At 63.7% G+C, this 19,430-nt stretch carries 22 protein-coding genes; 14 read left to right on the plus strand and 8 right to left on the minus strand.

The features are described from left to right. Positions 1–7 precede the first annotated feature (7 nt). Genes BMG00_RS08470 through BMG00_RS08485 form a run of 4 tightly spaced genes read left to right on the plus strand, consistent with a single transcriptional unit; the run spans position 8 to position 3,611 of the window. Positions 8–814: a CbbQ/NirQ/NorQ/GpvN family protein gene (locus BMG00_RS08470; protein WP_078573974.1), complete on the plus strand. Its 807-nt coding sequence runs from the start codon at positions 8–10 to the stop codon at positions 812–814. An 8-nt stretch (positions 815–822) separates the two neighbouring features. Further along, entirely contained in the window at positions 823–2,769 is a 1,947-nt protein-coding gene (locus BMG00_RS08475; protein ID WP_078526386.1) for a nitric oxide reductase activation protein NorD, read from the plus strand. Continuing rightward, positions 2,766–3,329 carry a cytochrome c oxidase subunit 3 family protein gene (locus BMG00_RS08480; RefSeq protein WP_078526388.1) on the plus strand — a complete coding sequence of 188 codons (564 nt, stop codon included), beginning with the start codon at positions 2,766–2,768 and terminating at the stop codon, positions 3,327–3,329. Before BMG00_RS08475 ends, BMG00_RS08480 begins: the two co-directional genes overlap by 4 nt. Positions 3,330–3,332: 3 nt before the next feature. Further along, positions 3,333–3,611 (plus strand): hypothetical protein, encoded by a 279-nt coding sequence (locus BMG00_RS08485; RefSeq protein WP_078526390.1) that lies wholly within the window; start codon positions 3,333–3,335, stop codon positions 3,609–3,611. Here the strand turns inward: BMG00_RS08485 and BMG00_RS08490 are convergent. After that, the gene (locus BMG00_RS08490; RefSeq protein WP_078526392.1) at positions 3,608–4,309 is read right to left on the minus strand and encodes a Crp/Fnr family transcriptional regulator; all 702 of its coding nucleotides are present in this window, start codon (positions 4,307–4,309) and stop codon (positions 3,608–3,610) included. The genes BMG00_RS08485 and BMG00_RS08490 overlap by 4 nt on opposite strands. Before the next feature lie 280 nt (positions 4,310–4,589). Here BMG00_RS08490 and BMG00_RS08495 point away from each other — a divergent pair, with 280 nt between their 5' ends. Genes BMG00_RS08495 through BMG00_RS08510 form a run of 4 tightly spaced genes read left to right on the plus strand, consistent with a single transcriptional unit; the run spans position 4,590 to position 8,269 of the window. Further along, positions 4,590–5,279, plus strand: coding sequence for a CerR family C-terminal domain-containing protein (locus BMG00_RS08495; RefSeq protein ID WP_146642585.1), 690 nt, complete (start codon positions 4,590–4,592; stop codon positions 5,277–5,279). After that, positions 5,276–6,223 (plus strand): HlyD family secretion protein, encoded by a 948-nt coding sequence (locus BMG00_RS08500; protein WP_078573977.1) that lies wholly within the window; start codon positions 5,276–5,278, stop codon positions 6,221–6,223. The genes BMG00_RS08495 and BMG00_RS08500 overlap by 4 nt, the downstream gene beginning before the upstream one ends. Further along, complete coding sequence (locus BMG00_RS08505) at positions 6,216–7,136, plus strand: ABC transporter ATP-binding protein (RefSeq protein WP_078573979.1); 921 nt, start codon at positions 6,216–6,218, stop codon at positions 7,134–7,136. Before BMG00_RS08500 ends, BMG00_RS08505 begins: the two co-directional genes overlap by 8 nt. After that, entirely contained in the window at positions 7,133–8,269 is a 1,137-nt protein-coding gene (locus tag BMG00_RS08510; RefSeq protein ID WP_078573980.1) for an ABC transporter permease, read from the plus strand. The genes BMG00_RS08505 and BMG00_RS08510 overlap by 4 nt, the downstream gene beginning before the upstream one ends. Positions 8,270–8,338: 69 nt before the next feature. Here the strand turns inward: BMG00_RS08510 and BMG00_RS08515 are convergent, their stop codons facing one another. Next, the gene (locus BMG00_RS08515; RefSeq protein WP_038075379.1) at positions 8,339–8,512 is read right to left on the minus strand and encodes a DUF1328 domain-containing protein; all 174 of its coding nucleotides are present in this window, start codon (positions 8,510–8,512) and stop codon (positions 8,339–8,341) included. A gap of 191 nt (positions 8,513–8,703) precedes the next feature. Between BMG00_RS08515 and BMG00_RS08520 the strand changes: the two genes are divergently transcribed. From BMG00_RS08520 to BMG00_RS08530, 3 genes are all read left to right on the plus strand, one after another. Beyond that, entirely contained in the window at positions 8,704–8,898 is a 195-nt protein-coding gene (locus BMG00_RS08520) for a PLD nuclease N-terminal domain-containing protein (protein WP_078526402.1), read from the plus strand. Between the two features lie 104 nt (positions 8,899–9,002). Beyond that, positions 9,003–9,422, plus strand: a complete 420-nt coding sequence (locus BMG00_RS08525) for a phage holin family protein (RefSeq protein WP_078526404.1) — start codon at positions 9,003–9,005, stop codon at positions 9,420–9,422. Next, positions 9,419–10,456, plus strand: coding sequence for a hypothetical protein (locus BMG00_RS08530; protein WP_078573982.1), 1,038 nt, complete (start codon positions 9,419–9,421; stop codon positions 10,454–10,456). Before BMG00_RS08525 ends, BMG00_RS08530 begins: the two co-directional genes overlap by 4 nt. 158 nt (positions 10,457–10,614) lie before the next feature. On the opposite strand, the gene BMG00_RS08535 is transcribed toward BMG00_RS08530, so the two are convergent. Continuing rightward, positions 10,615–10,812, minus strand: coding sequence for a CsbD family protein (locus BMG00_RS08535; RefSeq protein WP_078526408.1), 198 nt, complete (start codon positions 10,810–10,812; stop codon positions 10,615–10,617). A gap of 150 nt (positions 10,813–10,962) precedes the next feature. Here BMG00_RS08535 and BMG00_RS08540 point away from each other — a divergent pair, with 150 nt between their 5' ends. Then, a complete protein-coding gene (locus tag BMG00_RS08540; protein ID WP_078573983.1) occupies positions 10,963–12,024 on the plus strand; it encodes an AI-2E family transporter in 1,062 nt (353 codons plus the stop codon). Positions 12,025–12,027: 3 nt separating this feature from the next. Here BMG00_RS08540 and BMG00_RS08545 read toward each other — a convergent pair whose 3' ends face one another. The 4 genes from BMG00_RS08545 to BMG00_RS08560 form a co-directional block, all read right to left on the minus strand. Continuing rightward, positions 12,028–13,596, minus strand: coding sequence for a phospholipase D family protein (locus BMG00_RS08545; RefSeq protein ID WP_078573984.1), 1,569 nt, complete (start codon positions 13,594–13,596; stop codon positions 12,028–12,030). Between the two features lie 63 nt (positions 13,597–13,659). After that, positions 13,660–15,501, minus strand: a complete 1,842-nt coding sequence (locus tag BMG00_RS08550) for a sensor histidine kinase (protein ID WP_078573986.1) — start codon at positions 15,499–15,501, stop codon at positions 13,660–13,662. Continuing rightward, positions 15,498–16,088, minus strand: a complete 591-nt coding sequence (locus BMG00_RS08555) for an RNA polymerase sigma factor (RefSeq protein WP_078526416.1) — start codon at positions 16,086–16,088, stop codon at positions 15,498–15,500. Before BMG00_RS08555 ends, BMG00_RS08550 begins: the two co-directional genes overlap by 4 nt. After that, positions 16,085–16,231 carry a NepR family anti-sigma factor gene (locus tag BMG00_RS08560; protein ID WP_038076168.1) on the minus strand — a complete coding sequence of 49 codons (147 nt, stop codon included), beginning with the start codon at positions 16,229–16,231 and terminating at the stop codon, positions 16,085–16,087. Before BMG00_RS08560 ends, BMG00_RS08555 begins: the two co-directional genes overlap by 4 nt. 99 nt (positions 16,232–16,330) lie before the next feature. Between BMG00_RS08560 and BMG00_RS08565 the strand changes: the two genes are divergently transcribed. Beyond that, positions 16,331–17,128: a response regulator gene (locus tag BMG00_RS08565; protein ID WP_078526418.1), complete on the plus strand. Its 798-nt coding sequence runs from the start codon at positions 16,331–16,333 to the stop codon at positions 17,126–17,128. 253 nt (positions 17,129–17,381) lie between these two features. Here the strand turns inward: BMG00_RS08565 and mgrA are convergent, their stop codons facing one another. Next, a complete protein-coding gene (gene mgrA, locus BMG00_RS08570; protein ID WP_078573988.1) occupies positions 17,382–18,413 on the minus strand; it encodes an L-glyceraldehyde 3-phosphate reductase in 1,032 nt (343 codons plus the stop codon). Positions 18,414–18,516: 103 nt separating this feature from the next. Between mgrA and BMG00_RS08575 the strand changes: the two genes are divergently transcribed. Beyond that, positions 18,517–19,389, plus strand: a complete 873-nt coding sequence (locus tag BMG00_RS08575) for a YihY/virulence factor BrkB family protein (RefSeq protein ID WP_158521700.1) — start codon at positions 18,517–18,519, stop codon at positions 19,387–19,389. Positions 19,390–19,430 lie beyond the last annotated feature (41 nt).

Consider the following 19,430-nt stretch of genomic DNA (forward strand, 5'->3'; position numbering starts at 1 on the left):
GCCAGGAATGAACGCGCATATGAAACTGGAGGGGGCGGCCGAAGCCCCCTTCTACCTGCCCCAAGGCGATGAGTGCGACGTTTTCGCAACCGCCGCTCAAGCCGATTTCCCGGTTCTTCTCAAGGGACCGACCGGCTGCGGCAAGACCCGCTTCGTCGCGCATATGGCCGCGAAGCTGGGCCGGCCACTCTACACGGTGGCCTGCCATGACGACCTCTCAGCGGCCGACCTGATCGGACGCTACCTGCTGAAGGGAGGCGAGACGGTCTGGGTCGACGGTCCGCTGACCCGCGCGGTGCGCGAAGGCGCGATCTGCTATCTCGACGAGGTGGTGGAGGCCCGCAAGGACGTGACCGTCGTGCTCCACCCGCTGACCGACGACCGGCGCATCCTGCCGATCGACCGCACCGGGGAAGAGCTGGAGGCCGCACCGGGCTTCATGCTCGTGGCCTCCTACAACCCCGGTTATCAGAACATTCTCAAGACTCTCAAACCCTCGACCCGCCAGCGCTTCGTCGCGATGGAGTTCGACTTCCCCGCGCCGCAACGCGAATGCGAGGTCGTCGCGCGCGAAAGCGGGCTGGCCGAGGACCGCGTGAAGCCGCTCGTGCGTCTCGCCGGAAAGCTGCGCTCGCTCAAGGGGCAGGATCTGGAGGAAGGGGTCTCGACCCGGCTCGTGGTCTATGCCGCGAGCCTGATCGCGCTTGGCATGAGTGTCGAACGCGCGATCGACACCGCAATGATCGAACCCTTGTCGGATGATGAGGACGTCAAACGCGGGCTCCGCGATCTTGTCACGGCCGTTTTCGGGTGAGGCCGGCCGTGTCCAGGATCGAATTCGAGCCATGGGAACCCGAAGAGAGTGTCGGGAAACTGTGGCACGCAATCGCCAGCCGTCTGGACGCCCCAGAGGCGTATGACGGAGCCCGCGTTGACCTCTCCGAGGTCGGCGGACGGCTGGCAGTCTTCTTCCGCGCGCTCGGTGGCCCCGCAGCCACCGAACTGCGCCCCGTTGCCCATGAGGTGAGCCGGCACCGGCTCTCCTTTCTGCGCCGCCTCGGTACCGAGGCCGAGACCGCGCCACGCGCGAGCTTCGATGGCGAGGCCCTGCGTCTGCCCGCGCAGATCGCAATTTTTCCCGCGCGCGAAGCCAATGCCGCGGTGTATCTATGGCTTGCCGCCTGCGCGTCGCAAGCTCCGGTCATTTCAGCCGCGCCGGACGATCCGTTGCAGGCAGATCTCGCCCGGATTGCAGACGCGAACCGGATGGTGCGCGCCACGCTCGCGGAGGCGCCGGGTCTTCGCGCGCTTTACGCCGATCTCGCCGCGGCGATCGCCAGCTTGCGGCCGATGCCTTCCCTGCCGCCTTCCGAAGCCGCCGTCGAGGCACTGATCCGGGCCGAGCTCGGAGATCCCGCCGAACTTTCCGATCTGGCCCACAGCTACCGCGATGCTCTGCGGGCGGGCGAACTGGGGTCGATCTGCGCGCCGCGCGGCTACCGCCCTGCGCGCCCGGTCGCCCTTTGGCCCGATCTACGCCAGACAGGCCGGTCCGAGCCGACCGCGGTGGAAACCCGCGCGGCAGAGCCCGCCGCCGAAGAGGCGAGCGAAAGCGACAAGATGCATCGCGCGCGCCGCCGCAAGGCCGACCAGATCGAGCGCAATGACAGCTTCATCCTGCACAAGTTCGAGGCGATCCTCAGCTGGGCGGAATTCCTCAACCTGAACCGCCGCGTCGACGATGACGAGAATGACGACGCTAAGAAGGCTGCCGACGACCAGGAGGAAATCGGGCTCGGCCAGATCTCCAAGGCTCCTGCGACGCGGTTGAAGCTCCACCTCGATCTCGCCCCGGAAGATGCCGATCGCGAGCGGGTTTCGGGCCGGTTCCTCTACCCCGAATGGGAGGCGCGCTCTGGCGCCTATCTGCCCGACCACTGCTGCGTCCTCGCAAGTCCCGCCGATCCGTCCGAGGAATCGCCCGCCTTCGTCACCGACACCAAGGCCGCGCGGCGTGTGCGCGCCGTGAAGCGCCAATTCGAGGCCCTGCGCCCGGGGCGGGTGACGACATCCGGCCATCTCGACGGCGACGATCTGGACATGGAATCGACGGTGCGCGCCGCCGCCGACTTACGCGCAACCGGCGAGGCGAGCGAGCGCATCTGGCGCCAGTCGCGGCCCCTGAAGCGCGATCTCGCAGTCTCCATCCTGCTCGATGTGTCGCGATCCACCGAAAGCGCGGTCTCTGGCCGCCAAGTGATCGACATCGAACGCGAGGCGCTGGCGGCGCTGGCCTGGGGGCTCGATGCCTGTGGCGATGATTTCGCGATTCACGCGTTTTCGTCGCTCAAGCGCGACCGGGTCTACATGCTCGGCTGCAAGGAGTTCGGGGAGCCGATGGGCCCTGCCGTCGAAAGCCGGATCTCGGCGCTGAAACCGGGCTTTTACACGCGACTTGGCGCCGCGATCCGTCATGCCTCCGCCGATCTCGCACGGCAGGCGCGCAAACGTCGGCTTCTTCTCGTGATCACCGATGGCAAACCCAATGACCTTGACCATTACGAAGGTCGCCACGGCATCGAGGACAGCCGCATGGCGGTGCTCGAGGCGCGCCGCTCGGGCGCGAGCGTCTTCGGCATCACCATCGACCGCGAGGGCAAGGCGTGGTTCTCGCGCATTTTCGGACGTGGCGGTTTCGCGGTGATCCCGCATCCCGACCGGTTGACGGCGGCGTTGCCCGAAATCTACCGGCAGTTGGTAGGCGCATGAGCGAGACCGGCACAGACGATTTCTCCCCGCTCGACCAGCTTCCGGGCGACCTGATGATGTGGGTTCTGATCGTCTCGGAACTGCTCGTCTTCGGGGCGGGGCTGGCCGCTTTCCTCGGGGTGCGGATCACCGATCCTGCGGGCTTCGCGGCGAGCCAGGACCTGTTGCACCGCACTGCTGCCGGGGTGAACACGCTGGTTCTCGTGACCTCTGGCTTCCTCGCAGCCCTCGCGGTGCGTTCTGCCGAGGCGGGACGGATCGGCGCCACACGAGTGCGTCTCGCCGCGGCATCGGCACTGGGCCTCGTCTTTCTTGTGATCAAGGGTTTGGAATATCTCGAGAAAGCCCGCCACGGCATCGGCATCGAGACCGACAGCTTCTTTACCTTCTATTACCTGCTGACCGGGTTTCATGCCGCCCATGTCATCGCCGGGATCGTGATCCTCGGCCTGGTCGGCATTCGTTGCGCACCACGCACCGTCGAGGTGGGCGCCGCCTTCTGGCACATGGTCGATCTCGTGTGGGTGTTGCTTTTTCCCGTCATCTATCTGTTGAGGTAAGCCATGCGCGCGCTTCGTGATCCTCTGATCCGCGCCTGGGCCTGGCTGATCGCCCTGTCGGCAGCCTCCACCGCGCTGGCGGTCGCGGTGAGCCAGGGCCTTCTGAGCGGGCGCGGCGTCACCCTCGGCGGGGCGGCGATCCTGATCCTCGCCTGGGCCAAGGCGAACGTGATCCTGTCGCGCTATCTCGGACTCGCGCAGGCGCCGTTCTGGCATCGCGGCTTTCGGATCGTGCTTGGCCTCTATGCAGTGCTGCTGCTCGGTCTCTACCTGATCGCCTAGCGCTTCGCCCAGGCCTCTGCCGGGTCTTCCTCGACATAGTCGCGCAGAGCCTCGATGTCGTCGATGATGGCGAGGCTCTGTTTCACCTGCACACCTTTATCGCGCAGCTTCGCAAAGGCACGGCTGAGGCTCTCGGGCTTCATCCCGAGACGTCCAGCAATCAGCACCTTGTCGTAGGGCAGCGCAACTTCGCAACAGCCCTCCTCGCAGGGCGCAAGCTCAAGCAGGAACTCGGCCACGCGCTGCGCCCCGGTCTGCGCCTTGAGCTGTTCGATCTGTGCCACGAGCCGATGCAGATGCGCGAAGGTTGCAGACAGCAGCGAGAGCGCGAGACCCGGCTGCCGTTCGATCAACCTCAGAATCGCGTCCGTTTCGAGACGGATCAGGGTCGCTTCGGTCGCGCATTCCGCCGAGACCGGATAGGCATCGTGCGAAAACGCCACCGCTTCGCCGAAACTGTGACCCTTGGTGAAGACCCCGACCACTGCCTCGGACCCGTTCGGCGCGATGCGATAAAGCTTCACCCAGCCGCTGACGACGATATAGACCGCGCGCGCCTGCTCACCCTGGAGAAAGATCGTCGCCCCCCGATCGAGTTGCCGCAGCATCGCGGTCGAGAGTATCGCGTCCTGCGCATCGCGCGGCGCGCTCGCCAGAAGCAAAGATCGACGGGCGGTTTCAAGATAGTGACTTTGCATATGGCGTCCCCTTCGTCGGGACTTCTTCGCATTTTCAGACTGTCAGGTGAAGGGGCGAACGCCATCGAAACGAAGACAAAGGGCGCGTTACGCAGAGCCAAACTTTGTTGAAACCTTTGATGAAACTGGCATTCTCGGCCTCGCAGATGAGGATAAGCGGATTGCTTCGTCTTCGGTCTCGCAAAGCCCCCAAGCGACTGCGAAGCTTGCAAGACATGATCCCTGCGAACGCGGCAGTTGTTTGGTCGTCACTTAGCGGCGATCATCACCAACATGCGAATTGACTTCAATCAAACGTTTGATTAATTTTCTGCGCATGGACCCCGTGATCGCCCCTCCGCCCAAAGGTACTGCGCTTGCACTGATTGATGCGGCTATTGCCCTCTTTGGCACGAAGGGCTTCGCGGCGACCTCAACGCGCGAAATTGCCGAGCGCGCCGAGACGAATGTCGCCTCGATCTCCTATCATTTCGGGGGCAAGGACGGCTTGCGCCGCGCCTGCGCCGAGGAATTCGTACGCCGCATGCACGAAATCCTTGGCCCGCCCGTCGCCCTCGAGCACCTGAGCCCGACGGAGGCGGAAACCCTTCTCAAGAACCTCCTGCACGTGATGACCGTCCGTGTCCTGACGGAATCCAGCAATGCCTTGATGGTCAATTTCGTTATTCGCGAAATTACCGAAAAAAGCGAAACGATTGATATTTTTTATAATTCATTGATTGCGGTCGCCCATAAGCGCCTCAGCATGCTTTGGTCGATCGCGACTGGCGCACGGGCCGACAGTCCTGAAACGGCGCTGCGTGCCTTTTCGGTGATCGGTCAGGTCGTCTACTTCCGCCTCGGCTCCGAGATCGTCCTGCGCCGCATGGGTTGGGCCGAGCTGGGCCGCGAGCAAGCCGAAGACATCTACCGCGTTCTGCAGCGCAATCTCGACGCCTTGCTCGACCAAGCCCGGAGGGCTGCACCATGATCCTATGCTCGATCCCGATCCTGTCCGGCTTCCTGTCCGCCTGCACGGTTCCGGCCCCGCTCGCCACCGGCTATGTCGAGGGCGATTACGTCCTGATCTCGCCGGTCACCACCGCCCAGATCGAAACCCTCCCCGTGAAACGCGGCGACCGCGTGACAAACGGCGAGATAATCGCGGGGCTCGAAAAAAGCGATGCGAAGATCGCCGTGGCACAGGCCGAGGCTTCGGTCGCCAAGGCGAAAAGCGAACTGGCTAACCTGCTCGAAGGCAAGCGCCCCGAGGAAATCCAGGTGATCGAAGCCACGCTCGCCTCGGCACAAGCGCAGGAGGCCGAGGCGAAACGCTCCGTCGATCGCATCGCAACGCTGGTCGAGCGCGGCGCGGCGACCCAGACCCAGCTCGACGACGCGCGCACCACGCTCGAGGTGGCCACCGCCAAGGTCGCGGAAGCGAAGGCCAATCTTAATGTCGCGAAACTGCCTGCCCGCCCGCAGCAGATCGCTGCCGCCGAGGCCGCCGTTCGATCGGGACAGGCCGATCTCGACAAGGCGAACTGGGTTCTGGAGAAACGCGACCTCCATGCGCCCGCCGACGGGATCGTCTCGAATGTCATCCACCGCGCGGGCGAGATCGTCTCGCCCTCCACGCCGATCCTCTCGATCCTGCCCGACAACGCGGTGAAACTCAGCCTCTTCCTGCCGGAAAAGAGCCTTTCCGGCGTGACGGTCGGCGATACGCTTTCGGTTCATTGCGACGGCTGCGCGCCCGATCTGACCGCGACCATCACCTATATCGCGGACGGGCCTGAATTTACCCCGCCGGTGATCTACTCGCTGCAAAACCGGCAGAAGCTCGTCTACCTCGTCGAGGCGCGCCCCGACAAACCCGGCGCACTGAAACCCGGCCAGATCGTGGATGTGACGCGGGAAGGGACCGATGGCTGAGCAAAACGCCATCGAGGTTTCGGGCCTGACCAAGCGGTTCGGCGAGAAAACCGTCGTCGATCACGTCTCGCTCGAGGTGAAGCGCGGCGAGATCGCGGGGTTTCTTGGCCCCAACGGCTCGGGAAAGACGACGACGATCCGCATGATGTGCGGGCTGCTGACGCCTGACGAGGGTCAGGGCCGCGTCCTCGGCCATGACATCTTGCACGAAGGTCCGACCATCAAGCGCGAGGTCGGCTATATGACCCAGCGCTTTTCCTTCTACGAAGATCTCACGATCGAGGAGAACCTCGCCTTCGTCGCGGGCGTCTACCAGCTCGGCCGTCAGGCGGTGCGCGACACGCTGGCCGATCTCGGACTGACTTCGCGGCGCACGCAGCTTGCGGGCGCGCTTTCGGGCGGCTGGAAACAGCGCCTCGCGCTGGCGGCCTGCATCATGCACCGCCCGCAGCTCCTGATGCTCGACGAGCCCACCGCGGGCGTCGACCCCAAGGCCCGGCGCGAGTTCTGGGACGAGATCCACGAACGCGCCGCCGACGGGCTGACCGTGCTCGTCTCGACCCATTACATGGACGAGGCCGAGCGCTGCCATCGGATCAATTACATCGCCTATGGCAAGCTGATCACCCGCGGCACGGTGCCCGAAGTGGTGCGCGATGCAGGGCTTTCGACCTTCGTTCTGAAAGGTCCGCGCCTGTCCGAAGCCCAGCGCCTTCTCAAAGGCAAGCCCGGCGTCGATCAGGTCGCGCCTTATGGCACGGATTTACACGTAATCGGCCGAAACTGGGTCGAATTGGAGCGGTCCGTCACCGAGGCAGCCAATGCCACCGGCAGCGAGGCCGAAGCCGCCGAGACCAGCCTCGAGGACGTGTTCATCCAGCTCATGGGCGAAGCGCAGGACAATATGGCATGAACCGGTTTCTCAATTTTCGCCGCCTGCTCACGCTGATCCGCAAGGAGGCGATCCAGATGCGCCGCGACCGGCTGACCTTCGCGATGATGCTGGGCGTGCCGCTGATGCAGCTGATGCTGTTCGGCTTCGCGATCAACAACGACCCGAAGCACCTGCCCGCCGCCCTCGTCGCGGCCGATGAGGACAAGTACACCCGCGCGATGGTCACCGCGCTGGAAATGACGGGTTATTACGATTTCACCTATCCCAATGCGAGCGCCGCCCAGGCCGAGCATCTTCTGGCTTCGGGAACGGTCGCCTTCGTGGTCACCGTTCCTTCAGATTTCGGCACACGGCTCGAGCGCGGCGACAATCCCAAGATCCTGATCGAGGCCGATGCGACCGATCCGGCGGTGGCGTCGGGCGCGGTCTCGACACTCAGTCAGGTCGCCTCCGACGCGGTCACCCGCGCCACGGGCCAGGAATGGGACAAGAAGACCAAGACCGCCCAGCAGGTTCAGGTCGTCGTGCACAAGCTCTACAATCCCGAGGGGCTCACGCAGTTCAACATCGTCCCCGGCCTTCTCGGGGTGATCTTGCAGATGACGATGGTGATGATGACCTCCATGGCGCTGACGCGCGAGACCGAACGCGGCACGATGGAGAACCTGCTCTCGATGCCCGTCTCCCCCCTCGAGATCATGCTCGGCAAGGTGCTGCCCTATTTCGGTGTCGGCGCGGTGCAGGTGATGGTGGTGCTTTTGGCTTCGAAACTCATTTTCCACGTGCCCTTCATGGGCAGCTTGTGGCTTCTCTTCGCGGGGATCCTGCTTTTCGTGATGGCACTGGTGATCCTGGGCTACCTGATCTCGAGCGTGGTGCGCACGCAGATGCAGGCGATGCAGGTGACGATCTTCTATTTCCTGCCCTCGATCCTGCTCTCGGGCTTCATGTTTCCATTCCGTGGCATGCCCGACTGGGCGCAATATCTGGGCGAGACCCTGCCGCTCACCCATTTCCTGCGGATGATCCGGGGCGTGATGCTGAAAGGCGCAAGCTTTGCAGATGTCTCGGGACCGCTCTGGGTGCTGGGGCTCTTCGTGGTGGTCTTCGCGCTGGCAGCCCTCAGCCGTTTCCGCCGCACGCTGGACTGACAGCAGGACGAATTGAAGAAAGGGCCGCCCCCGAAGGAACGGCCCTTTGAAATTCATCTCATCCCCGGATCAAACCGGCGGCTTACCGCGAACTGCGCGGGCGACCATGGCCACCACGAACAGGATCAGGAAAACCACGAACAGGATCTGTGCGATCCCGGCCGACGCGCCAGCGATGCCGCCGAAACCAAGCGCCGCGGCAATAAGCGCGATGATGAGGAAAGTCAGGGCCCAACCAAGCATGGGTCTTCTCCTTGCATCTGTTTCAAACAACGGCGCGACTTGCTGCGCCTTTCATGGCAGACAAACACGCCCAACGGTGTCAGGTTCCGGAATCGGGGCCGAACTTATTTCGGGAACCTCATGCGCGGCGAAACGTTCCGCGTGCGCGAATCTTTTGAGTCGGTAAGCTCATCGGGAGAAAGGCAGAGGCGATGCATTTCAACATGACACATCTGGGCGGCTTCTGGGGAATCGTCCTGCTCGCGCTGGATATCTGGGCGCTGGTCTCGATCGTGGGATCGAACCGTCCCACCGGCACGAAAGTCCTTTGGGCGCTTCTGGTGTTCCTGCTGCCGCTCGTGGGCTTCTTGATATGGCTCATCGCCGGACCGCGCGCGAAGTCGTAAATTGCGGGCTTACGGTTCACCTGCCGGCGGGAACCCACATCCTCTGATCGCGTTGAGAGATCAGACGGCGTGGCATCCCGCCGCGCACCGTTCGGGAGACTTTGATGAGCGAACATCATGGCGATGATGACACGGGCCACCGCAAGCGGGGCAGTGTCAGCGAGCTGCTTGAACGCGTGGTCGAACAGACCCGCGAGATTGCGCGCGCCGAGGCCGAGCTCGTCCGGGCAGAGGCGGCCCATCGTGCAAGCCTCTTGCGCAACGCGGTGGTCCTCGCCGCGATCGCGCTGGTCTTTGCATTCGGCGCCATTTTCCCGCTGACGCAGTCGGCTGTCCTCGGCCTGCAATGGGCCGGGATCGCCGAGGGCCCCGCGACGCTGATCGTGGGCGCGGTGCTGCTCATCTGCGGCATCATCCTCGCGCTCGTCGCGGCCTCGCTGCTTCGCAAGGTCTCGAGCCCTCCCGACCGGATCAAGGAGAACCTGTCCGCTGATGCGCGGACCCTCAAGGAGAGCTTGAAATGACCGAGAAGAGAACGATCAAGGAAATCGAAGACCGCCTGCGCGACGATCGTGCCGATCTCGCCTCGATGCTGGCTGACCTGACGGGTCGCGTCGCCCCCGATTACCTGTCCGATCAGGTCTCGCAGTTGGTGCGCGAATACGCCAAGCCCGTCGCGAAACGCGCCGAAGAGGCCGTGCGTGAGAACCCCGTGGCCTTTGCACTGGCTGGCGCCGGTCTCGCCTGGCTGCTGTTGAAAAACCGCAAACCCGACAGTCCGGAAATCGAAGACGACATCGCCGAGGCCGATCCGCTGATGATGTCGGGCGTACCGGTCAGCGATGACTGGATCGACGAGATCGACGAGCTGCGCGCCGAAGCCTCCGCGCGCCTCGACCAGATCGAAGTCGATGCGAGTTCCGCCAAGGACAGCGCCCGCGATTTCGTCAAGGAACGCGCCGAGGTCCTCGCCGATTTCGCTTCCGACCTGCGGGGCACGCTGGCTTCCGGGCTTGGCGAACTGAGCGAAGAGGCGCGCGAGCGCATAGTCAAGGCCCGCGAAGCGGCCTATTCCGCGCGAATGAAAATTCAGGACAGCGCGGTGAAGGCCGGTTCGAGCGGGACGCAGATGATCAAGGATCACCCGCTGATCGCCACAGCGCTCGGGATCGCCATCGGCGCGGCCATCGTCAGCGCCCTGCCCAAGCCCGAGATCAGCCGCCGCAGCTTCGGCCCGCGCGCGAATCGTCTGATCGACGAGGCCCAGCGTCTCTATGCCGAAGAGAAATCGCGTGCGCGCAAGGTCGCCAGCGAGGTCGCGGGCGAGTTCAGGAAAACCGCTCGTTCGGTCACCGAGACCGCAAAGGACGAAGCACGCCAGACCGCGCGTGACATCTCGGATCAGGCCGTGAGCGCGAGCCAGGATCTGGCGGAGCGGCTCGCCCAACAGCTCGCAAACGAGGCCAACCGTGCGCTGCGCGACGTCGGCAAGTCGCTGCGCGAGGGTAAGGCCGAGGCAACCCGTCCGAGCGGTTCGGGCAATCACATCGCGCATTGATCGCGCGCTGAACGAACGACCGAAAGGCCGGGCCTCGCGCCCGGCCTTTTGCTTTTGCATCGCATCCCTCTTCCGCGCCCGTCACCCCCTTCACCCACCCAAAGAAAAACGGCGCACCGGTTTCCCGGCACGCCGTTTTCCCTTGAATCAGTCTCTGATCAGACCTTGTCGAACCAATCGTCTACTTCCTTCTCGGCAGCCTCTTTGGTCTTGCCGTATTTCTGCTGGACCAGACCCACGAGCTGTTCACGATGGCCTTCGGCCTGCGCCAGTTCGTCATCGGTCAGCTCGCCCCATTTCTCGCGAGCCTTGCCCTTGAGTTCTTTCCAGTTGCCTTTGATCTCATCCCAATTCATCGCGCCTCTCCTTTCAGGGTCGCAGTTGAAGTCTCTGCAGGCTCAACGCTCCGCCCGAGGCGCTGTTCCACTTTCGCCAAGCAATAAAAACGGGAACCACAAGCCCGAAGCGACGTTGTCAGCGAAACACCGGGAGACTGTTTACTCACAATGTATCGCCTGGAGACCCTCTCGCGCGCGTCGGTTGTCGTAATCGCCGTAATTGCCGTCGTCGCCGCGCTCGAGCAGGTGGAGAGCCTCTTTGCCCCCGTGACGCTTGCGTTGGTGGTCGGCATCGTGCTCTCGCCGATTTCCGATGCATGGGAGAAAAGAGGATACGCGCCCGTCTGGGGGGCGCTCACCTCGCTCGTGATCTCGCTGATGGTGGCGGCGCTGCTGGTTCTGGTGATCCAGCCCGTCGTGTCCGAACTCTCGCGCCAGGCGCCGAAGGTCTGGAACGACATGCGCTCCACCGTCATCGAGATGCGCCAAATGGTGCAGGGCATTCAGGACGCTTCCAATCAGGTGAGCGAAGCCATTGCCCCCGCCGCCGACACCGCCAAGCAGAAAGCGGCGACCGACAAGGCCGCGATGCCCGATGCCGCCGATATCGTGATGCTGGCACCGGCGCTTCTGGCCCAAACGCTGATCTATATCGGTACGCTGTTCTTCTTCCAGCTGTCGCGCCCGCAGATCTATAACTGGATCGCCAAGCACCTTGCCGAACCCGCCGAGCGCGGCGCGACAGCGAACCGGCTGCGCACCGCCGAGACCCGGGTGTCGCGGTATTTCCTGACGATCACGGTGATCAATGCGGGGCTCGGCTTTCTCGTCGGGATCGCGATGCAGGTGATCGGTCTGCCCAACGCCCCGCTCTGGGGGGTCGTGGCCTTCCTGATCAACTACATTCTCTATCTTGGCCCCGCGACGCTCGTGGTCGCCCTGGTCTTCGCCGGGGTCGCGGCCTTCGACGGGGCACGCGTGATCCTGCCGCCGCTGGTCTATATCGCGCTCAACAGCACCGAGGGCCAGTTCGTCACCCCCGCCGCGATCGGACGGCAGATGCGGATCAACCCGCTTCTCGTCTTTCTCTCGCTCACTTTCGGGATCTGGCTCTGGGGTCCGCTGGGCGGTGTGGTGGCGATTCCGCTCCTGCTCTGGGCCCTCGTGCTGACCGACAGCCTGCCCGAACCGCGCGAGCCCACCACCTCAAGCCCCGAAGCCGAGAGCTGATCCTCAGACCATTTCCTCGGGGATGAAGGGCAAGCGCCGCCCGGCCCGTTTCGCCGCATCCAGATCGTAGGGCAGCAGGAAGCCGCGCCGGTCCTCGACGGGTTGCGCCGCATTCATCCGCGCAAGTTCCGCCCAGGCCGAAACTGCCCGCGTAGGGTCGAAAAATGCCTCTTCGGGCGCGCTCGGCAACCAGTGGCGCATGATCCGGTGGCGCATCGCCTCGATCCCGTCATTGCGCCGCAGATAGACCCCTGCCTCGGTATCCCAGCGAAGCGACCGCCCGTTGAGATTGGCCGAGGTGATCAGCGCCGCCTCATCGTCGAAGATCGACACTTTCGCATGAACGTAAACGAGCGGCGCCCCCTTGCTGCGGATCACACCGTCATCCTGCGCATCGGGCGTCCGGGGCCTTGCGGGACAGCCGACGAAAAGACGGCTGCCGAACCCTTCCATCAACGTCTCGATCGCGCGCGCCTGAAGCGCCTCGCCATAGCGCACGTCCAGACCGGGCTTGTCGGCAAAGGCCAGATCCTCGGGCGCGGCGGGCAGCATCAGGATCAGCCCGAGCCTCGGATTGGAGCGTGCCGCCTTCGCCAGATGCCGCGCAAGATCGCGCGAGCGGAAATACTGCGTCTCGAGATAGATCAGCTGCTGGGCGCGCGAGATCAGCATCTCATGCGCGCTCTCGATCTCGGTGCGATAGATCCGTGGCGCGATGTGAAACAGGTTGCGTTTCCGGCGCTGCGAGAGCGTGCGCAGCAGGCGGCGCGGCGGTCGGGCCTCGTCCGCCCCGGAGCAGCTTTCGTGAAAGCCCTCCAGATGCGCCTTGGCTTCCTTCACCACCGGACCGCTCATCATCAGCTGGACATCATGCCATGTCTGCTCGCCCTTGCGCGCGTGAGCCGGCGTGTCATAGCGCCGGTCATCAAGGTCCAATCCGCCGATATAGAGCCTCTTTCCGTCAAAAACGGCGAGCTTCTGATGATGCGTCGCGGGGCAGAGCTCGGGCAGAATTCCGGGCTTGCGCGAAAAGGTGCCGTCATCGCCCTGGCTGAGATATTGCGCCAGCCCAGGCATGTCACGCAACGCCGTCAGGCGCTCCGTCTTCGGCATCTCGTTGAGCCAGCCGGAATGGCCCTTCAGCTTGCGCCAGACCAGCGGAGTGAAAGCCAGACGAGGCACGATCCCGGCCCGCGCCGGGTGCATCAGCGCGCGCACCCGCAGCTTCGCGCGCGGCCCCGCCAGTTCGCGCGCGGCGGCGAACATCCGAATCGAGCTCCAGGTCATCCGGTGCAGTTCCGGTCGAGCACAGGGATCGAAGTCGCACAGATCCATGCGGATCTCGACCCCGCGCCGCAGCACGTAAACGATCAAGTCGAACCAGGTGTCCCCGACCTCGCGCGCCCGGCTGGAGCGCAAAGTCGTGTTGAGATCGAAGACGCGGAAAGAGGCCAGGATTTCGTGACGCGAATCAAGAAATGCGGCCTCGAGTGCCGGATAGGCCTCAGCCGCTGTCAGGAGCAGCTTCGCCCTGCTCTCTGCCCGAATTCCCGCTTTCCTCAACCGATCCATACGGCCTGCTTTGTGACGGCCGCGACGGCGCGAAGCCCATCACGGCGGCGTGAAACCCATGCGTTACTCTGATGAACCTGTTTCACCCTGAGAAGATTTCAACCCTTCGGCGTGGCGCAACTCGCTCTCGACGAGTGGGCGAAGGACAAAATCCGCTTCGAGGATGTATTCGGTTTCCAAAGTCTCGATACGCAGCTGCCCTGCGAGCTGCTGCACGAAGGCGTTGACCAGCTGCGAGCCGAGCCCTGTGCCGTCAACCGTCTCGGAATGTTCCGCGTCAGGATCGACGGTGTTGGCAACGCGCAGCCGCGCCTGCATCCCCTCGCCCCGCCGCAAGCTGATGTCGAGCTTCGGCGTGCCTTCTTTGGCGGAGGCATATTTCATCGCGTTGGTCATCGCTTCGGTCAGCAGGAGCGACAGCGGCACGGCCTGATCCGGTGTCAGGTGGATTTCGTCGATCTGGCAATCGACGGAAATATGCCGCCCCGGTCCGGTCGCGAGCCGCGTGATCTGGCGCACGATATCGGGCAACAGCTCCTGCGCGCGAATGTCGGTGAGGCCCGAGGTCTGGTAGAGGCCCCGGTGAATCGTCGCAAGGCTGATCACCCGCTCCTGCAGGCCCTTCATCAACCCCTTGGCCTCTGGCGTCCTTGCCTGGCGCATCTGCATGTTGATGATCGAGGCGATGAGCTGGAGGTTGTTCTTCACCCGGTGATGCACCTCGCGCAGCAGCACCTCCTTGTGATGAACCATATCCTCGAGTTCGGCCTCGTCATGCAGGATCGTCTCGGTCATCCGGTCATAGGCTTCAGCGAGGTCGCGGATCTCCGAAGGGGCGCCCGAAAGGTCGAGCTTGCCCACGATACGGCTGCCTGTCGCGAAATTCGAAAGCGCGCGCGAGAGCTTGCGCACATGGCCGATCACCAGCTTCTGCATCGCGAAATAGGCCACCAGAAGGCTGGCCGCCCACATCAGCGCCGGGAACAGAACGGGCGAGATATCCGCAAAGGGGCTGAGCGCCGAGGCCGCCTGCGCGGGCCAGCTGCCCAGCGCATAAAGTTCGTCCGGCACCAGTTCGACAACGGAATAGACCCGCTCGTTGCCCCGGTTGGAATCGCCCGAGAAGGTCACCGCCCCCGCCTGCGCGAGAAGCTTGAGCGAACGATCCGCGGGCAGATGCGACTGCGTGTTCGACAAGCCGTCCGAGGAGGTCAGGATCGTGCCTTCCCTGTCGAAGGTCATGATCACCAGCGGGCGGTCATCCGCGAGTTTGGGACCATCCTCGGCCAGCGACAGCTCGGTATGGGGCATCGAGATCGCGACGATCCCGATATGCTGGCCGACATTGTTGAAAACCGGCTGCGCGACCCCCAGCACCGAAGTGCCCGAGACCGGCGCTTGGCGGTTGACGAAGAAGGTCGTGGTCTTGGATTTCGAGATTCTCTCGTAAATGTCCTGCCCGGCGAAATCATAGGCCTGACGGGTGTTCGAGCAGGTCATCTTGCCCGAATCGGGAATGAAGGCCACGAGCGAGAAACTCGGGAAGGCCTGTGCGATCTCGCGCATCCAGCGGCTGCAGGCATCGGCATTGCCCACCAGAGGCTGCACCGTGTTGGCAAGAACCCGCGCCGCGTCCTGAGCGTGCTGGATCACACGGGTCTCCCCCGCCACGGCGCGCATCGTCTCGCCCATCAGCGCGGCTTCGGACCGCGCCTGCGCCTCGCGCACCACAGAGGTGGATTGCAAGATCGCGATGATCAGCAGCGGGAAGAGTGCGACCGCCAGCATCAGCGCCAGCCGCACCCCCAGCCCGTCGAACGAGACAAGGCGCCGCCGCTTCCGATCACGGATCGGGGCGGCGCCGGTTTGATCTTCCACTGCCGCATCCGCAGCTTGAGAACTCATGCGGCGGCGACTCCGGACTTACCCATAACGGCGAGCGAGTTCCGGTCGGCTCCGGCAAGGATGTCCTCGCCTTCTTCGAGACCGAGCATTTCCGCGAGCCGTGCCCGTGCGCGGTTTGCCCGGCTCTTCACCGTACCGACGGCGACGCCCATCATTCCGGCCGCTTCCTCGTAGGAGAACCCCGAAGCCCCCACCAGAGTCAGGACTTCGCGGTGTTCGGGGCTGAGCTGATCGAACGCCTGCACGAAGTCATTCATCGCGAGACGCCCGTCATGCGCCGGCTTTTCGTACAAGGTCGCGGCATGGATCCCCTCGGGGTCGGCCACCTCGCGCTTGCGCTTGCGTCGATCGGAATAGAACGTGTTGCGCAGGATCGTGAACAGCCAGGCGCGCAGATTGGTGCCGCGCTCGAACTTTTCGATATTGGACCAGGCTTTCACGATCGTGTCCTGGACCAGATCGTCGGCGGCCGCGGAATTGCGCGTCAGCGACAGCGCGAAAGCGCGCAGGGCACCCAGATGTTCAGGCAATTCATCGCGCGGATCGCGCGCTTCGGTGGCCGGGGTGGCGCGGGAGGACGTCGTCATTTGCCGCCCTCCTTTGCCTTGAGTTGAGCCAGGAGATCCTTGAACCGATCCGGCACCTCTTCCTGAAGCGCCTCTTCGTAAACCCGCTTGAGGTTTTCATTGATCTGCTCTCGGATACTGGCCTTGGACTTTTCGTCAGGCATGTCACTATACATTCCGGTTCCCGATCCCATCATTTTGCACGGAACCAAACGCGGGACCAGATCGTTTGGTTCCCGAAAAACGTCAAAAAGGGGGTTTTCATGTCCGAAGACATCGCCGGCACCATCGGGGCCAATCTGCCGTATCTGCGGCGCTACGCCCGTGCCCTTACCGGCAGCCAGGACAGCGGCGACCGTTACGCCGCGGCCACGCTCGAGGCCATTCTCGAAGATACGTCGCCTTTCGAGAACAACGACCCGAAAGTCGCCTTGTTCCATGCTTTCCACCTCGTCTGGGCCTCGGCCGGTTCACCTTTGGGTGAACCCGACAACCGCCTGTCGGCGCGCGCGCAGGACCATATGTCCTCGCTCACGCCCAACACGCGCGAGGCGCTTCTGCTCCACTCGATCGAGGGATTCCGCGTCGAGGAAATCGGCGCGATCATGCAGATCGAGGCCGATGAAGCCAAGGAACTGATCGACATCGCCATCCGCGAAATGGAAAGCTCGATCGCGGGCAAGATCATGATCATCGAGGACGAAGCCATCATCGCGATGGATATTCGCGCCATCGTCGAGGATATGGGCCATTCCATCACCGGCATCGCACGCACCCGCAGCGAGGCGGTGGAGCTTGCCGCAAAGGAAAAGCCCGACCTGATTCTCGCCGACATCCAGCTCGCCGACAATTCCTCGGGCATCGACGCGGTGAACGACATTCTCGCGCAGTTCGGCCCCGACCTGCCCGTGGTCTTCATCACCGCCTTCCCCGAGCGCCTGCTGACCGGCGAGCGCCCGGAACCGGCCTTCCTGATCACCAAGCCCTATACCGAGAGCCAGGTGCAATCGGCCGTCAGCCAGGCGATGTTCTTCTCCTCGACGGAGACGCTCGCGGCCTGATTTTCGCTGGAATAGAGCCTGATTAGAAAGCCCCGGAGGATGCTCCGGGGCTTTTTTCTCAAAGATGGCTCCTCGGTTCTTGGGTTGGCGCGGGGCGACCAGCCCCGGGCCGCGCCCGACCCTCCCCCCGGGAGGGCGCATTGGTGATGGCATCGCCGGTACAAGCGACCTGCGGGCTTATGAGATAAACCGCAGACCACAAGCGCAGCAAAGCGCCCACCCAGGGGTCGGGCGCGCCCCTTTCCGTCTTGCCTCAAACCCCTTCCGTGGACCGCGCCCAGAGGTTGATCTCCTCGTCGCTCGCATGGCTGTCGATCTCGGCAAGCTCATCGTCGGTGAACTCGAGGTTCGACACTGCACCGGCACAATCCACCACCTGCTCGGGCTTCGAGGCCCCGATCAGCGCCGAAGTGATGCCGCCATTGCGCAGCACCCATGCAATCGCCATCTGCGCCAGGGTCTGCCCGCGCCGCGCCGCGATTTCGTTGAGCGCACGGACCTTCTCCAGCGCCCCTTCGGTGATCGTGCCCGGATCGAGCGATTTGCCCTGATCGGCCCGCGAGCCTTCGGGAATCCCGCCCAGATATTTCTTCGTCAGAATCCCCTGCGCCAGCGGCGTGAACGCGATCGAGCCCACGCCCAGCTCTGCCAGCGTATCCTTCAGCCCGTCGCGTTCGACCCAGCGGTTGAGCATGTTGTAGCTCGGCTGGTGGATCAGAAGGGGCACGCCCATCTCCTTGAGGATCGCCGCCGCCGCGCGGGTACGCTCGGAATTGTAGCTCGAAATCCCGATATAGAGCGCCTTGCCCGAGCGCCAGATATGCTCCAGCGCGCCCATCGTCTCTTCCAGCGGCGTCTCCGGATCGAACCGGTGCGAATAGAAGATATCGACGTAATCGAGCCCCATCCGCTTGAGCGACTGGTCGCAGGACGCGATCAGGTATTTCCGGCTGCCCCACTCGCCGTAGGGACCGGGCCACATGTCATAACCGGCCTTCGACGAAATGATCAGCTCGTCGCGATAGCCCGCGAAATCGGTGCGCAGGATTTCCCCGAACGCTTCTTCCGCCGACCCGGCAGGCGGGCCGTAATTGTTGGCTAGATCGAAATGGGTGATGCCGTGATCGAAGGCGGCCTGACAGATCGCGCGTTTCGTCTGATGCGGCGTGTCATGGCCGAAATTGTGCCAAAGCCCCAGCGAGACGGCGGGAAGCTTGAGGCCGGATCGCCCGCAATAGCGGTAGGTCATGCGCGAATAGCGATCCTCGGCGGGATGGTAGCTCATCTGATCCTCCTGAGATGTTAGCGGAAACAGACCACAGCCGGAGCTCCGCCGCAAGTTGCGCTCGCGAAGGGCTTGCGCAATGGTGAGCGCAAAGGAGATCCGCGTGAGAGAAACAGCGAAATTCGGCCTCAGCCTGTTCGGGCGACTCGTGGAATCGAATATCACCCTCGTGTCGGCCGGCGTCGCCTTCTACGCGATGCTCGCGATCTTTCCCGGCATCTCCGCCACCATCGCGATCTGGAGCGCCTTTGCCGATCCGGCGGTGATCCACACCTATCTCAAGGTCGCCTCCGAGTTCATCCCGCCCGAGGCCTATGCGCTGATCAACGATCAGATCCAGAGCTGGCTGATCGGGCCGCGCCCGTCAATCGGGTTGGGGGTGATCATTTCAGCCGCGGTGACCTTGTTCTCCGCACGCGCGGGTGTGGCGGCGCTGGTGCTCAGCCTCAACGTGATCCACGGCACCAAGCCCCGCGCGACGATCTGGAGCTTCATCATGGGCTACCTGATGACGGTTTCTCTGGTGGGCGTGATGCTCGCCGCGCTGGCGACCGTCGTCATCGTGCCGATAGTCGTGAATTTCCTTCCTTTCCATGAGGTTACCAAGATTCTCCTCTCGGGCCTGCCTTGGGGCGCGATGATCCTCTTGATGTTCACCGCGCTGGGGATTCTCTACCGTTACGGGCCGAATACCGAAGGCAAGCGCGACCCGATCCTCACGCTTGGCGCAGTCCTGGCGGCGGCAGTCTGGAGTCTCAGCTCGCTCGGACTGACCTACTACCTCGCGAATTTCGGCAATTACAACAAGGTCTACGGATCGATCGGGGCGGTGATCGCGCTTCTGGTCTGGCTCTACCTGAGCGCCTTCTCGGTGCTGCTGGGAGCGGCGCTGAATGCCGAGCTGAGCGCATTTCGCAAACGTCAGGCCATCGCGGCTCAGGAAGCCGAAAAGGACGCGCAGCCGCAGACTGAATAAGCGCAGCTTATCCGTTCCCTCGGGAAATAAGCTGCGCTTAT

The organism is Thioclava marina (assembly GCF_002020135.1).
GTDB classification, from domain to species: Bacteria; Pseudomonadota; Alphaproteobacteria; order Rhodobacterales; family Rhodobacteraceae; genus Thioclava; species Thioclava marina.

What these genes read in the sequence shown, in the direction of transcription:
- BMG00_RS08470 (WP_078573974.1), top strand. Translation starts at nt 8, where the DNA reads ATGAACGCGCATATGAAACTGGAGGGGGCGGCCGAAGCCCCCTTCTAC.
- BMG00_RS08480 (WP_078526388.1), top strand. Translation starts at nt 2,766, where the DNA reads ATGAGCGAGACCGGCACAGACGATTTCTCCCCGCTCGACCAGCTTCCG.
- BMG00_RS08485 (WP_078526390.1), top strand. Translation starts at nt 3,333, where the DNA reads ATGCGCGCGCTTCGTGATCCTCTGATCCGCGCCTGGGCCTGGCTGATC.
- BMG00_RS08490 (WP_078526392.1), bottom strand. Translation starts at nt 4,309, where the DNA reads ATGCAAAGTCACTATCTTGAAACCGCCCGTCGATCTTTGCTTCTGGCG.
- BMG00_RS08500 (WP_078573977.1), top strand. Translation starts at nt 5,276, where the DNA reads ATGATCCTATGCTCGATCCCGATCCTGTCCGGCTTCCTGTCCGCCTGC.
- BMG00_RS08505 (WP_078573979.1), top strand. Translation starts at nt 6,216, where the DNA reads ATGGCTGAGCAAAACGCCATCGAGGTTTCGGGCCTGACCAAGCGGTTC.
- BMG00_RS08510 (WP_078573980.1), top strand. Translation starts at nt 7,133, where the DNA reads ATGAACCGGTTTCTCAATTTTCGCCGCCTGCTCACGCTGATCCGCAAG.
- BMG00_RS08515 (WP_038075379.1), bottom strand. Translation starts at nt 8,512, where the DNA reads ATGCTTGGTTGGGCCCTGACTTTCCTCATCATCGCGCTTATTGCCGCG.
- BMG00_RS08520 (WP_078526402.1), top strand. Translation starts at nt 8,704, where the DNA reads ATGCATTTCAACATGACACATCTGGGCGGCTTCTGGGGAATCGTCCTG.
- BMG00_RS08525 (WP_078526404.1), top strand. Translation starts at nt 9,003, where the DNA reads ATGAGCGAACATCATGGCGATGATGACACGGGCCACCGCAAGCGGGGC.
- BMG00_RS08530 (WP_078573982.1), top strand. Translation starts at nt 9,419, where the DNA reads ATGACCGAGAAGAGAACGATCAAGGAAATCGAAGACCGCCTGCGCGAC.
- BMG00_RS08535 (WP_078526408.1), bottom strand. Translation starts at nt 10,812, where the DNA reads ATGAATTGGGATGAGATCAAAGGCAACTGGAAAGAACTCAAGGGCAAG.
- BMG00_RS08540 (WP_078573983.1), top strand. Translation starts at nt 10,963, where the DNA reads ATGTATCGCCTGGAGACCCTCTCGCGCGCGTCGGTTGTCGTAATCGCC.
- BMG00_RS08545 (WP_078573984.1), bottom strand. Translation starts at nt 13,596, where the DNA reads ATGGATCGGTTGAGGAAAGCGGGAATTCGGGCAGAGAGCAGGGCGAAG.
- BMG00_RS08550 (WP_078573986.1), bottom strand. Translation starts at nt 15,501, where the DNA reads ATGAGTTCTCAAGCTGCGGATGCGGCAGTGGAAGATCAAACCGGCGCC.
- BMG00_RS08555 (WP_078526416.1), bottom strand. Translation starts at nt 16,088, where the DNA reads ATGACGACGTCCTCCCGCGCCACCCCGGCCACCGAAGCGCGCGATCCG.
- BMG00_RS08560 (WP_038076168.1), bottom strand. Translation starts at nt 16,231, where the DNA reads ATGCCTGACGAAAAGTCCAAGGCCAGTATCCGAGAGCAGATCAATGAA.
- BMG00_RS08565 (WP_078526418.1), top strand. Translation starts at nt 16,331, where the DNA reads ATGTCCGAAGACATCGCCGGCACCATCGGGGCCAATCTGCCGTATCTG.
- mgrA (WP_078573988.1), bottom strand. Translation starts at nt 18,413, where the DNA reads ATGAGCTACCATCCCGCCGAGGATCGCTATTCGCGCATGACCTACCGC.